General features: G+C 65.9%; 11 protein-coding genes. 5 read left to right on the top strand and 6 right to left on the bottom strand.

Features of this window, described 5'->3' with window-relative positions; genetic code table 11:
• The first annotated feature begins 43 nt into the window (after positions 1–43).
• Positions 44–619 (top strand): TerD family protein, encoded by a 576-nt coding sequence (locus tag AB0L63_RS02225; protein WP_364493346.1) that lies wholly within the window; start codon positions 44–46, stop codon positions 617–619.
• Here the strand turns inward: AB0L63_RS02225 and AB0L63_RS02220 are convergent.
• From AB0L63_RS02220 to AB0L63_RS02195, 6 genes are all read right to left on the bottom strand, one after another.
• A complete protein-coding gene (locus AB0L63_RS02220) occupies positions 601–1,515 on the bottom strand; it encodes a putative PEP-binding protein (RefSeq protein ID WP_364493344.1) in 915 nt (304 codons plus the stop codon). The two genes, AB0L63_RS02225 and AB0L63_RS02220, sit on opposite strands and share 19 nt — an antisense overlap.
• Before the next feature lie 66 nt (positions 1,516–1,581).
• Positions 1,582–2,988, bottom strand: a complete 1,407-nt coding sequence (locus tag AB0L63_RS02215; protein WP_364493342.1) for an MATE family efflux transporter — start codon at positions 2,986–2,988, stop codon at positions 1,582–1,584.
• A gap of 175 nt (positions 2,989–3,163) precedes the next feature.
• On the bottom strand, positions 3,164–4,195 hold the full coding sequence (locus AB0L63_RS02210; protein ID WP_364493340.1) for a cysteine synthase family protein: 1,032 nt from the start codon (positions 4,193–4,195) through the stop codon (positions 3,164–3,166).
• Between the two features lie 51 nt (positions 4,196–4,246).
• Positions 4,247–5,758, bottom strand: coding sequence for a Y4yA family PLP-dependent enzyme (locus AB0L63_RS02205; protein WP_364493338.1), 1,512 nt, complete (start codon positions 5,756–5,758; stop codon positions 4,247–4,249).
• Positions 5,749–6,759, bottom strand: a complete 1,011-nt coding sequence (locus AB0L63_RS02200; protein ID WP_364493336.1) for an ornithine cyclodeaminase family protein — start codon at positions 6,757–6,759, stop codon at positions 5,749–5,751. Before AB0L63_RS02200 ends, AB0L63_RS02205 begins: the two co-directional genes overlap by 10 nt.
• Positions 6,731–7,924, bottom strand: coding sequence for a TauD/TfdA family dioxygenase (locus AB0L63_RS02195; RefSeq protein ID WP_364493334.1), 1,194 nt, complete (start codon positions 7,922–7,924; stop codon positions 6,731–6,733). The genes AB0L63_RS02200 and AB0L63_RS02195 overlap by 29 nt, the downstream gene beginning before the upstream one ends.
• Before the next feature lie 313 nt (positions 7,925–8,237).
• Here AB0L63_RS02195 and AB0L63_RS02190 point away from each other — a divergent pair, with 313 nt between their 5' ends.
• From AB0L63_RS02190 to AB0L63_RS02175, 4 genes are read left to right on the top strand one after another with little or no spacing between them, the layout of a single operon-like run.
• Positions 8,238–9,755 (top strand): ABC transporter substrate-binding protein, encoded by a 1,518-nt coding sequence (locus AB0L63_RS02190; RefSeq protein WP_364493332.1) that lies wholly within the window; start codon positions 8,238–8,240, stop codon positions 9,753–9,755.
• Entirely contained in the window at positions 9,752–10,678 is a 927-nt protein-coding gene (locus AB0L63_RS02185; protein ID WP_364493329.1) for an ABC transporter permease, read from the top strand. Before AB0L63_RS02190 ends, AB0L63_RS02185 begins: the two co-directional genes overlap by 4 nt.
• Positions 10,679–10,722: 44 nt before the next feature.
• Positions 10,723–11,595, top strand: coding sequence for an ABC transporter permease subunit (locus AB0L63_RS02180; protein WP_364493327.1), 873 nt, complete (start codon positions 10,723–10,725; stop codon positions 11,593–11,595).
• Complete coding sequence (locus tag AB0L63_RS02175; RefSeq protein WP_364493325.1) at positions 11,592–13,145, top strand: ATP-binding cassette domain-containing protein; 1,554 nt, start codon at positions 11,592–11,594, stop codon at positions 13,143–13,145. The genes AB0L63_RS02180 and AB0L63_RS02175 overlap by 4 nt, the downstream gene beginning before the upstream one ends.
• The last annotated feature ends 114 nt before the right edge of the window (positions 13,146–13,259 follow it).

Here is a 13,259-nt window from a genome sequence, read left to right as displayed (position 1 = left end):
TCGTGATGAAAGACGACGCGAAGGCGTCGGATGGAAGGGGATCATGAGCGTCACATTGGCCAAAGGCGGAAATGTCTCGCTGTCGAAGCAGACCGCAAATCTCACCAAGGTAGCGGTCGGGCTCGGTTGGGATGTGCGAACGACCACCGGGGCCGATTACGACCTCGATGCGAGTGCGCTCGCCACCGGGCCGAATCAGCGCGTGCTGTCCGACCAGCACTTCGTGTTCTATAACAATCTGCGCTCGCCCGAGGGCACAATCGAACATACCGGTGACAATCTCACCGGTGAGGGCGAAGGCGATGACGAGGTGATCAATGTCGATCTGGCGGCGACGCCGCCGACGATCACCAATATCTTCTTCCCGGTCTCCATTCACGATGCCGATGCGCGCGGACAGTCGTTCGGCCAGATCCGCAACGCCTACATCCGCGTGGTCGACGCGACCACGGGTGCCGAGCTGGCCCGGTATGACCTCACCGAGGATGCGTCCACCGAGACCGCCATGGTGTTCGGGGAGTTGTACCGGCACAACAGCGAGTGGAAGTTCCGCGCCATCGGTCAGGGCTATGCCTCCGGGCTCGCGGGCATCGCCCGCGATTACGGCGTCAACGTCTGATGGGCGTGCGGGTGGTCGGGATCAGAACCGGCTGCCCGCTCTGCCTCGTATACCGCGATCGCTGCGCGGGTCTTGCGCTTGATCGCTTGCAGCACATCGAGATCCGGCAGGTCCGCGAACTGCTCACCCAGTACTTCGGGCAGATCGGAGTAGTGCAGCACGCACTCGTCGACGCCGAGGTTCGCGCAGGCCGCGAGGAGGTCCGGATGCGGATAGCCCGCGACTGCGGTCTGCACGCCGGCGGCGGCGGCCACCATGGTCACCCGTTCGATCGCGCGCAGCAGCGGCGGAACGGGGCGGACCGGTCGCAGGGTGGCGCGGGCCTGGCCGAGCAGCAGCGAGGACAGATCGTTGCAGCCGATCACCACCCGTGACACTCCGGTGGTGACGACACGGTCGACCTCGAGCAGCAGTGACGGGATCTCGATCATGGTGGCGACCGGGCAGTCGCCGATCACGGCCCGGGTTTGCTCGATGGCCCACTGCAATTCGTCGACATAGGTGACGAAGGGGAAAAGCACTCCGATATCCGCGCCCTCGTCGCGTACCTGCGCAATGCCCTCGAGTTCGGCGATGAACGCGTCGGGAAAGCGGCGCGCTCGGCGAATACCGCGCAGGCCGAGCAGTTTATGCGGCTCATCGATGATCTCGTCGACGCCGTCGAGGGTATTGCATTCGGCGGTATCGGCTTCCATGGTGCGATACCAGATCGTTCCGCTCGCCCGCTTCGCAATATGGCGCAGATACGGCACGAGATAACCCGAAACCGATTCGGGCGTCGGATATTTCCCGGCCGCGCGGAACACGTACTCACCGCGCACCATGCCGACCCCGTCGAAGTGGTCGAGCAGTTCAGCGGAGATCCGCTCACAACTCAATGCCAGGCTCTGCCGCATTCCCGGCACGCTATCAGGTTGCTGCACAACGCTTTCCGCCGCCCAGTCGGTCCGTATTCTACGAGGTCAGGAAGGGGCGGGTAGGGATTGTGGCGTCGCATGGGGGTGAGCCGACGCCGCGGTATCCAGCAGCGCGAAGTAACGGCGCAGCATCAGCACAGCGGTACTGGCCAGACCCGCTGTGAGTCCCCACCAGACGCCCGCGGCACCGAGGCCGAGCGGGAAGGCCAGCAGCAGGGCGGTGGGCAGGCCGACGAGCCAGTAGCCGATCAAGGACAGGCGAAAGCCCGCCTTGGTTTCCTTCAGCCCGCGCAGCAGGCCGGTGCCGATGTTCTGTGCGGCATCGAAGAATTGGAGCACGATGCCGATGAGCAGCAGTGCGCGGGCCAGTTCGATCGTCGCGGTGTCGTCCGGTTCGAGGAACGGGCTCAGTACGAGCTTCGGCGCGACGATATAGACCACGCCGGTGACCGCGGCGACGATGCCCGCGTGCTGCAGCGCCAGCCAGGCCAGCGCCCGAGCATGGCCGAATTCGTCCTGCGCGACGGTGTGGCTGACCAGGATGGACGCGCCGTGCGACAGGCCGATCGCGATCTGGAAGACGATATAGATGATCTGGTAGACCACATTGTGCGCGGCCAGCGCGGCCGGTCCGATACTGCCCATCACCAGGGCGAGTACGGAGAACATGCCCGCCTCCGAACCATAGGTGAGTGCGATCGGCGCACCGAGTCCGATCTCGGCTCGGATGGTCGGCATATGCACCGGCCACGGACGCAGTGGCAGGGTGGCGCCGAGTTCCGCATCGGCGCGCACCATCGCGAAGAAGACACCGAAGGTGATCAGGAAGACCAATGAGGTCGCGACGCCGATGCCGGTCAGTCCGAGTGCGGGCAGTCCGATCCAGCCGTGCATGAAGGTCAGGGCAAGTACCAGATTCAGCGCCACCGAGCCGAGGGTGACCAGCAGCAGCGCCTGCGGACGCCGCATACCGACCGTGTACTGTCGCAGCACTTGGAACCACAGGCAGGGCAACAGTCCGGGCGCGAGTGCGAGCATCAGCGGTCGCGCGTCGGCGAGCACGCCCGCGTCCTGGCCGAGCCAGCGCAGCGCCCAGCCGAGTCCGATCAGCACCGCGCCGCCGATGATTCCGGCGAAGGTGGCGATCAGGAAACTGGACCGGACGATATCGCGGACCTCGCCATCAACCGACTCACCACGCTTACCCGCCGCACTCACCGCGGACGCGATCTGATTTCCGGTCCCGGTGATCAGCCCGACGCACATCGTGCGAATCTGGTTGAACAGCACCATCGCCAGCCCGCCCGCGGCGACCTCGCGTACGCCGAGCGTGCCCATCAGCGCGATATTGGTCGTGGACACCGCGATCTGCGCGAGTTGGGTGAGCGCGATCGGTGCCGCCAGTGCGGTGAGTTGTCGCCCATCGGCACGGAGGGTGGCCAGTTTCACCATCGTGCCTCCACTCGTCGAATCCCGAAACCGATCGCCATCTGCCGCATCCCAACTCGTCGCTGAGTTTGTCTGTTTTGGTTAGGCAACCTTAATAAGGTGATCATTTCAGGTGCACGGGGTGTTGCGCGAGCGTCCCGCGCTGTATCGAAGGGGCCGATCCCGGCGCGCGAGTACCTCATCGCGCCTCCAGGAGTTGGTCGCGTCGCGTGGGGGCGTAGCGGTCGAGCATGGCGTGCACGTCGCGTTCGGTCGCGGCATCGAGCAGATCGTGTTCGCTCATCCATTCGTCGTCGAAGACCGTGTCGAGGTATTTTTCGCCGCCGTCGCAGACGATGGTGACCACGGTCGAGCCGGGCGGGAACTCCGCGAGGCGGGTGAGCGCGGCGTGCACCGAGCCGCCCGCGGAGCCGCCGATCATCAGGCCGAGTTCGGCCGCGACCGCGCGGGCGGTGGCGAAGGCCGCGATATCGGAGACCTTGACGCCCTCATCGAGCAGCGAATAGTCCACGGCGGTGCCGATAGTGGCGCCGGGCGGGGTGCCGGTGCCGGACTGCCAGTACGGACCGCCCGGCCCGCCGAAGGCGATCGAGCCGACGGGCTCCACGCCGATCACCCGTGGCGTGCAGCCGAGTTGGCGCAGGCGGGTCGCGGTGCCGAACAGCGAACCGCCGGTGCCCACCGCGGAGAGCAGAATATCGACGCGCTCCACGTCCTCCAGCAATTCTTCGGCCACGGCGTAGTACCCGACCGCATTCGCGTCGTTGTTGTGCTGTTCGGTGAAGTACGCGTCCGACAGCCCGGCTGCCATGGCCTCGGCCAGGTCTTCGCGCGCCGAGGTGGCCAGGTCGTCATCGCCCTCATCGGCGACGAATACCAATTCCGCACCCATTGCTCGCATAGCGCGCAACTTGTCCTTACATGCGTGGTGATCGACCACGGCGGTGAAGCGATACCCACGTTCGGCCGCTACTACCGCGAGGCCGAGCCCGGTATTCCCGGATGTGGACTCGATAATATGCCCGCCATCGCTGAGCAAACCTCGACGCTCGGCATCGTCGATCATTGCGCGCGCCATCCTGATCTTGGCCGCACCCGTCGGATTGAATTGCTCGAGTTTGAGCAGCAGCCGGGTGCCGGTCGCGGTGGTCGCCAGTTCGAATAGTGGGGTGCGACCGATCAGATCCGTCACGCGCGTGACGAGCGGCATGGAGGTCTCCTCGTTCGGGCCGTAAGGGTAATGGTCGAATGGGGTGCCGGATTATCCGGCGTCGAGCGTCCAGCGGAGTAGATCGCCGGTGTCGTGCAGCACGACCTTCGGCGGAATCGGCAGTTCGTGAAAGGCCGATTCATTCGAATCCATTTGGTAACCGGCGGTATTCGGATAGATCAGCAGATCGCCGACCTCGGCTCGGCGCGGTAGTGGGATGCGCCGCCAGCTGAGCATGTCGGACTCCAGACAGCTGGCCGCGCCGACGCAGGTCGGGGTGAGGTCGCCGGGGCGCGGCGGCCACAGAATCGGATCGGGCAGGTATTCACTGTCGAACCATTGCTCGGACAGGCTCAGGCTGGTGCCGTCGACGGTGAGTAATTGGTAGGGGTGACCGTCGGCGGTGCGGGTCTTGCTGCCCCGCACCCGGAAGACGCTGGAGCCGGCGCGGTCGAGCAATGCCCGGCCCGGTTCGATGGCGAGCCGGATATCGCTGTCGCGCAATCGTTGCGCCAGTGCGTTGTGTTCGAGAATGGCGGTGAGCATGGCCGGACCTGGTGCCGGGAAGTGGTAGGGGTAGTACGAATCGAAGGACTTCCCCGCATGGAACCACTGGTCGTTCGCGTGGTCGGTGAACTCCGACCAGGCGCTCGCGGGCACATAGTCGACGCCGAATCCACCGCCGATGGAGATGGTGGTGGCCGGATGGCCCAGTGTGCGCGCATCCAGGCAGCGGGTGATCAATTCGTCGGCCTGTTCGGCGCGTGCGACGGCATCGTAGCCGGAGAGGTGGAAGCTGAAGCCCTGCAGGCGAATCGATTCGTGACCGACGGTGCCGATTGCCGAAATCGCCCGGTCCAATTCCTCGGCGGTCATGCCGAATCGGCTCGCGGATCCGTTGGGCAGTATCCGAAGTAGCACCCGCGCCGCGGCGGCCGAGGTGGTGAAAGCGGCCAACCGGTGCAGTTCGTCGAGGTTGTCCACGGCGAGCAGTGCGCGGTGCCGCACCGCCAGCCACAGCAGATCGTCGGATTTGGCGGGACCGGTGATCATCAGTTCGTCACCGCGAATACCCTGTGACAGTGCGGCATGCAGCTCGCCGACACTGGAAACATCTACGCCCGCACCATATTCTGCGCAGGCGCGAGCCACACAGGCGGCTTTATTGGCCTTCTTGCCGTAGTAGACAACTCCATCCACACCGGCCTGTTCGAATGCCCGCTGGAACCCGTTGATATTCACCGCGATCCGCGGGGGATACATCACATGGAACGGCCCGCCGATCGCAAAGGCGATATCGCCGAGCAGATTCGGATCGGCGAGTAGCCTGCGCTCCCAGTCGTCGGTGTGTGCGGGCAGGGCAGGCGCGCAGATGTTCAGCAGCCCCTGCACTGCCGCCAGTACAGCGGGATCGGGGGCAGTCTCGGTACCCGAAGCAGGCTCGCCGAGTTTGACTTTGTCGCGGGTCGAGCCATTGTCGAACAGCAGCGTGCCGTCGGGTTCGGCGGTGCCGAGGTTGTGCACCGCTTTGTCGAACTCGACGGCGCTGATGTCTAGTCCCACAGGGGCACCTCCGTGCCGCGGCCCTCGGCAATGGCGCGTTCGGCGAGTGCGTGCGCGACGGCGATATCGGTCAGCACCAATCCACTGTTGTAGACGAAGATCCGCTCGTCGTCGGAGCGGCGTGCGATCGCACGGCGACTCAGGATCTGCGGCAGTTCGGCGTCGACGGTGCGTAACCTGCCGTCGGGACCGGCCATATCGGTGCCGGTCAGCGCCATCTGCTCGGCGCTGGTCGCGATGACCCGATCGGCGTCGACCAGCGTGGACGGCGCCAATCCGTAGCCGACGAGCACCACGGTGGACCCCGGTGCGAGATCCTCGGATTCGATCGCGACCTCGGTACCCGGCCCCGCGGTCGCCAGCACCACATCGGCGATACCCGCGGCCGCGCGCGGATCCTCGACGGTCTCGAGCACAGCGTGTGGGTTGTACGCGGCGAGGTAATCGCCTACCGCCGCCAGTCCCTCCGGATGGGTGCCGTAGAGCATCAGCTTGCGCAGCTGCGGATTGGCGGCGAGCAAGTGCGGCAGGGCATTTCGGCCCTGGGTGCCGGTGCCGATCAACAGCACGCTTTCCGCGCCGCGGCGTGCGGTCTCGCGCACCAGCAACGCCGAAACTGCCGGGGTGCGCAGCGCGCCGACCCTGGCGCAGTCCATCATGGCGATCGGTGCGCCGGTGCTGTCGTCATAGAGCGTGATGGTCGTGTAGTAGCGCTTGGTGCTGCGGTCGTGGCCGGGATCGAATTTATAGGAGGTCTTCATCGCGACCACCCGGCGCCGGCCGTCGCGCCCGAGCATGGCGTAGGCCACCGACCAGCCGTCCGGATTCGCGACGCTGAGTTTGCGCGGATTATCCGAATCGCTCGCGGCGAAGGCGAGATACGCATCCTCCACCGCGCGCACCACCTCGGCGGGCGTGATGGGCACGTCCGCGAGGTCGCTGCGGCTCAGCACACGCAGTGGTGTGCTCCGGTCACGAGTGCTCAACGGTTCCTCGATCATGTTGTGTCGTATCCAGTCTTACTGCGGTCCGGGCGGTAGCCCGAGCCGGTACACCGTCGATCGCGAGCGGGTTGCTTGCCGCTCGGAACGGGGCGACGATCCGTTGCCCATAACCATTTTCGTCGGCCTCGGCGGCCCGCCGTCGTCGTTCGGTGAGGCGGACATTGACGCGCTTGAGCCAGCGGTCGGTGCCGTCGTAGCGCGCGGTGAACGGTACCCGACCGTGCACGGCCACGTCATTGTCCACCAGCAATAGCTCGCCGGGTGCGAGTGCGGCGGTGACGCAGACGCGTTCGAGTTCCGCGGTGAGGTGCGCGTATGCGTACCGGAATTCGGCATCGGCATTGTCGAGCGGGGTGTATGCGGGATCGTAGCGAAGCGTCAAATCCGCTGTGTCGTCGGCGGATTCGGCGCTCCACAGCGTCGGCAACGGGGTCGCGGAGTAGTGCTCATGACCGGTGCCGTAGGAGACGTCGGGCAGGATCGGCAGGGTCGGCGCGCCAAGCAGTCGGCGTTCGTCATCGGACAGCTCGGTGCGACGTACCGAGGAGACGGTAGTGCCGACACCGTCTGGATTGCGCAGGCAGGCCAGCATCAGCAGGTTGGCCCGGTCCGGGTGGAACGCGTCCTCGGTATGCGGGCTGAGCAGGGTTTTACTACTCGCACCGGATTGTTCGTGTTCGTGGCCGGGGGAGGGCACGATGTTGTTGACCAGCCTCCCGCCCTGCTGGCCCTGCCAGCCGAACGGTTCACCCGCGCTGCGGGCGAGCAGCAGCATCACGATATCGAGTTCGAATGAGCTTGCGCGGCGGTCGGATTCACCACTCCAGCGGGCCGCCTCGACCCAGCTCGGCGGGGTCGGGCCGAATTCGGCGTCGGTCAGCGGCAGTGTGCCGACGATGGTGGCGCCGGCCGCGGTCGCGGGCGGTCGCATGGCGACGCGTACCGCGTCGGGCAACTCACCGACGCGCGCATCGATGTGCTCGAGCAATGCCGGATCGGTCAGCGTGCGAGCGGTATCGGCCGGGCCATCGGGCCGGGAGTCGAGTATGGCGCATATCTCACGTGCGAGCGCGCGCACCGCATGTCCGGCGGTGGTGGGCAGCTCGCGCCGTTCGATATCCAGTGGGTGAAGCGTCTTACGTTCGGAGAGAACGCCTTTCACCAGAGATCCCTTCTTCGCATCGGGTCGAAAAGCGGGGCTATGACGATTCGATCTGCGAAGCTAGCGGGTCCGGCCGCGTTAAGCAAGGCTTACCTAAGCGAGTCGTAGACTACTGAGCGTGCGCGGATGGAGGCCGAGTCTGCCGCGGCTAGCTGTAGCAAATTTGCGGCATCGCCCTCGGGGTGGTGACTGATGGCTGTGGTTCGGCGAAACTCAACGACCGGAACCCTATTAGGCTAGCCTGTCCTAGCTAGATTCGCTAGAGTTCGCCGTTGCGCGCGGGCAACTCGTAAGGTTCGAGGAAGGCAGCACCATGGAATGGAATCGACGACAACTCCTGCGATCGGGAACCGGCATCGGCGCGCTGCTGTTGGTCGCCGCCTGCTCGAACGGCGGCAATTCGGACGGCCCCGCGCGCCGTGGTGGCACCCTGCGAGTCGGTGCGCTCGGCAGCGCGGCGCGGATCGAACGCGATCCGCATGCGAATCTCAGCAATGACAGCGACTTCCTCATCACCTCGCTGGTGTACGACGCGCTCACGGTACCGGGTGCGAACCCGAATGTTGCTGCGCGCCTTTCGGATCGGTGGGAAGCCGATGCGCAGCGCCGCCGCTGGAGCTTCACCATTGCCGACGGCGCGACCTTCCACGACCGAACCCCGGTCACCTCCGCTGACGTAGTGTGGTCGCTGCGTCGGCTGCGGACCGTCGGCGGTGCGTCGAAAATGCCCGCCGCCGTCGAGGACATCACCGCGGACGGGCCGAACCGGGTGGTGATCGCGCTGCCCGAACCGAATTCCCAACTGCCGCTGCTGGTTCGGTTGATGACCTTCACCGTGCAGAAGGACACCACCGATTTCACCAAGGCCATCGGGACCGGGCCGTTTCGGTTGGAGTCCTATCAGAGCGGCAATGCCCGGCTGGTGCGCAATGATCAGTGGTACGGACCGGCGCCGCTGCTGGACGCCATCGAGGTCACCATGTTCGACAGCGTGACGGCATTGGGTAATGCGGTACTCGGCGGGCAGATCGATCTGGCCTCGAACGTCGGTGCGATCGCCGGACGCATCGCCGAGGGGCGCGGTGATCTGCGCGTGGTGCGACGGTCGAACGACACCATGGTCGGGGTCGCGATGCGGACCTCCGACGGGCCGTTCGCCGATGCGCGGGTACGCGAAGCGATTCGGCTGGGCGTCGATCGCAAGGCCCTGGTCAGTCAGGTGCATTCGGGGTACGGCACGGTCGCGAACGATATCCTCGGCACCGGCGATCCGTTGTACGACAACACCATTGCGCAGCGGACCCGTGATGTGGACCGGGCGAAGGCGCTGCTGCGCGATGCCGGATTCGATACCGGGCGCGGATATCGGTTTCACACCAAGGCCGAGGCGCCGGGCGAGGTCGAATCGGCGAAGGTGATCGCCACCCAGCTGGCCGATATCGGGTTGCGCCTCGATGTCGTGACACAGGAGTCGAATACCTTCTACGACCAGACCTGGATGAAGGCGCCGCTGTACACGGTCTCCTGGGGCACCAATGATTCCACGCTGTTCTTCGCGACCAAGCTGATGTCTTCGACATCCAATCGCAACGAAACCGCCTTCACCGATCTCGAATTCGATGCGTCCACCGCGAAAGCCCTTGCCGCTGCGGATGACTCGGAATATATGGCCGCCTGCCGTGATGTGCAGCGGATTCAGTACGCCCGCGGCGGCTATCTGGTGTGGGGCATGGCCGACGGTATCGATATCGCGGCATCCCGGGTGCGCGATGTGCCTACCCTCGGCGGCTTCGCCAGGGTGCAGTTGGAACGAGCTTGGCTCGCGCAATGATGTCCATCGCCCGACTCCTCATCCGGCGGGTCGTCCTTCTGGTCGCGCTGCTGGCTGCGGTATTCGCGGCCATCGACCTGCTGCCGGGCGACGCCGCCCGCGCGGTGCTCGGCCGCGATGCGACCGCGGCGCAGCTCGCGGCCAAGGAACATGAACTGGGCCTCGACCGTCCGCTGCCGGTGCGGTTCCTCGAATGGATATCCGGTGTGGCGACCGGTGATTTCGGTCGCACGGCGCGCGGGCGATCGATCGATGAGCTACTGGCCGACAAGTTTCCGCCGACGTTGCTGCTCGGCGGGCTCGCCTTCCTGGTGACGGTGGTCGCTTCGCTGCTGCTCGGCGGCTGGTGGTCGGCGCGGCGCAGTCTCGCTACCCGGTTCCTGCAGCCGACTACCACCGCGGCGGCGGCGATTCCGGAGTTCGTCATCGCGACTCTGTTGATCCTGGTGTTCTCCTTGGGACTGGGTTGGTTGCCCGCTGTCACCATTACCGGGCGTTCCGGATTTCCGGCCGGTCCCGACATGCTGGTGCTCCCGGTGCTCGCACTGGCGATACCGCAGATCGGCTGGAATACCCGGGTGGTGCGGGCCGCCCTGCTGGATTCGGCGCGCTCGCCACATGTGGAAAGTGCGGTGCTGGACGGACTTTCGACCACATCGGTGCTGACCCGGCATGTGCTGCCGTTTGCGCTGCCGACGATTGTGGCGAGTTTCGCGACCACTGTCGGCATGCTGCTCGGCGGTGCGCTGGTGGTGGAGACCATCTTCAACTATCCGGGACTGGGTGCGGTGCTCGCGGGTTCGGTGGCCGATCGGGACACCTCCCTGATCGCCGCGGTAGTCGCGCTGACCGGGGTGGTCATCATGGCGATGCTGGCGCTGGCGGACGGGATTCGGGCCTGGGCATCGCGGGGGCGGATATGACCGGCGCGCCGCGGATTCCGATGGCTCGGACTGGGAGGTCGCGGGTGCGAAGATTCCTCACCGTATTGCCCGCGCTGGTGGTGGTTGTCGCCGCCGCGCTCGGGCCGAATCTGGCGACTCGCCCCGCCGAGGAGGCGGTCGGGATACCGTTCGCGCGGCCGGGTGCGGACAGCCTGCTGGGCACGGACCGGCTCGGCCGCGATGTACTGGCCCAATTGCTCTATGGCGGTTGGGGTCTGCTGCTGCTTGCGGGTGTGATCGCGGTCGCGGTGACTGTGCTGTCATGTGTGCTCGGTGCGATCGCGGCGCTGCGTCCTCGGGTCGGTGCGTTGATCGAGGGCATCGCCGATTTCGCGATCCTGGTTCCGGCGGTACTCGGGATCCTGTTGGTGTTGACGGCATGGCCGGATGCGGGCGGCTACGGGCTTGTCGTGGTGGCTCTGCTCTTCGGAACTCCATACTGCGCACGAGTTTTCGCGGCGGCCGCCGCTATTGTCGCGGCGAGCGGCTATGTCGAAGCCGCCCAGGCCAGCGGTGAAACTCTGCCGCACTTGGTGTTCGGTGAAGTGATCCCGAATCTGCGCGAGGTCTTCGCCGCCCAGCTCGGTCTTCGCTTCGTCGAGGGCGTGTATGTGGTCAGCACCGCATCGTTCCTGCAACTGCCGACCACGCTCGGCGCCAGCAACTGGGCGGTCATGGTGCGCGAGAACTCCTCCGGCATGCTCCTCAACCCTTGGTCCGTGCTGGCGCCGAGCTTGGCGATCGGGGTGGTCGCGGTCAGCGTGAATCTTGCGGTGACCTCATTCGATCAGCATCGTTCGCCACGATGGACAAGGGCGCACGATCCCGCGTCGCTGGTTCGCTCACCTGTGGGCGGGCCGGAATTGCCGGGCAATGCGTTGGAGGAGCAGGGATGAAGGCATCCGTCGTTGTCGATGCGCTGACCGTTTGCGGATCGAATGGTCAGAAGTTGTTCGAGCCGACCAGTTTCAGCGTCGCGGCGGGTAAGGTCACCGCCCTGACCGGTCCGTCGGGATCGGGCAAGACCACGTTGATGCGGGCACTGCTCGGGCATTTGCCAGCGGGAGCGCGGCGATCCGCGGGTTCGGTCGTGGTCGCCGGGCAGGATGTTTTCGCGTTGAATCACGTTGAGCTGCAACGATTTCGGCGTGAAAACATCGCCTATGTCGGACAGGATCCGGGTTCGGCTCTGCATCCGTTGATGCGGGTGCGTGCCCTGCTGAACGAGGTCCGTCACCCCGCTGCCGCCGTGGCCGAAACTCTGGGACTGGTCGGCCTATCCGACGAACACCTGCGCCGCCGCCCCGGCGAACTCTCCGGCGGACAGCAGCGTCGCGTTGCCCTCGCCCGTGCGCTGGTCCGCCACACCGGGATCCTCATTCTCGATGAACCCCTGGCGGGTCTGCACGGTGCCCTCCGTACCGAAATCGCCCGTCTGCTCGCCGATATCGCCGCTCAGGGCGCTACCGCGATCGTGCTGTCCGGCCATGACACCGCGACTATCCATGCCATCGCCGATGACGTGGTCGAATTGGCTGCGGTGCACGGTGCATCGAATTCAGCGCGACCGAACGGGGCCATCGCGTCGATCGTGGCGACCGCTCCAGGGCTGCCATTCGGCCGAGAGCTCGACACCGGCGGCTCGGCTTCGGAGCCGAGCGAAGGACACGGGGCGGTAGCGGTGCGCTCCAGGACGGTCGAGTCGGCAGCGGAGCCCGTACTGCGGGCCCGGAATATCGGTGCCTCGATCGACGGGCACGAGGTATTGGCCGATATCGATTTCGTGCTGCCGGGCGGCGCGGCACTGGCGATCGCCGGTGCGTCCGGAGCGGGGAAGACCACTCTCGCGCGGGTTATCGCCGGCCTGCACCGGGAGGCGACCGGATCGCTGGAACTGCGTGGTGCGTCGATACCGATCGGACTCGGCCGGCGAGCTGGCCACGGCCGCAACGGTATTCAGCTGGTCACGCAAAACCCACGATCCGCGCTCAATCCGCGGCGCACCGTCGCCCAAACCCTCGGCCGTCCGCTTCGTCGAATCGGCGGAGTATCGAAACGACGACTGGCGCAGCGCATTACCGATTTGCTCGGCTCGGTCGAACTCGCATCGGATCTCGCCACCCGCTACCCACACGAACTCTCCGGCGGCCAACGCCAGCGGGTGGCACTCGCCAGGGCGCTCGCGGCCGAGCCCGCCGTCCTGGTCTGCGACGAGATCACCTCGGCCCTCGATCGCAACACCGCCGTCTCGATCATGACCCTGCTCGACCGCATCCGCGCCGAACACGACACCGGCCTCCTGGTGATCACCCACGATATGACCTTGGTCACCGGTCATTGTGCCCAGCTCGTCGTCCTCGACCACGGCCGCATTGTCGAATCCGGTTCGGCGACAGCGGTCCTCACCAGACCGACCCACACCGCGACCTGGGAACTCCTCGGTTAGCTGGTTCGCAGCTTCTGCGTTGAACGGAAGCTATATGAAGGCGTCAGCACGACCGCGTTATCGGTGATCGGCTCGGTAGTCTCGGATCACGGAGCGCGCGACCACCGGGCGTGC

It is taken from the genome of Nocardia sp. NPDC051990, from assembly GCF_040680755.1.
Lineage (GTDB): Bacteria > Actinomycetota > Actinomycetes > Mycobacteriales > Mycobacteriaceae > Nocardia.
This window is presented reverse-complemented; position numbering and strand designations above follow the sequence as displayed.

Coding starts and splice junctions, on each gene's coding strand:
- AB0L63_RS02210 (WP_364493340.1), bottom strand. CDS start 4,195: ATGCCGCTCGTCACGCGCGTGACGGATCTGATCGGTCGCACCCCACTA.
- AB0L63_RS02185 (WP_364493329.1), top strand. CDS start 9,752: ATGATGTCCATCGCCCGACTCCTCATCCGGCGGGTCGTCCTTCTGGTC.
- AB0L63_RS02220 (WP_364493344.1), bottom strand. CDS start 1,515: ATGCGGCAGAGCCTGGCATTGAGTTGTGAGCGGATCTCCGCTGAACTG.
- AB0L63_RS02225 (WP_364493346.1), top strand. CDS start 44: ATGAGCGTCACATTGGCCAAAGGCGGAAATGTCTCGCTGTCGAAGCAG.
- AB0L63_RS02190 (WP_364493332.1), top strand. CDS start 8,238: ATGGAATGGAATCGACGACAACTCCTGCGATCGGGAACCGGCATCGGC.
- AB0L63_RS02175 (WP_364493325.1), top strand. CDS start 11,592: ATGAAGGCATCCGTCGTTGTCGATGCGCTGACCGTTTGCGGATCGAAT.
- AB0L63_RS02200 (WP_364493336.1), bottom strand. CDS start 6,759: ATGATCGAGGAACCGTTGAGCACTCGTGACCGGAGCACACCACTGCGT.
- AB0L63_RS02215 (WP_364493342.1), bottom strand. CDS start 2,988: ATGGTGAAACTGGCCACCCTCCGTGCCGATGGGCGACAACTCACCGCA.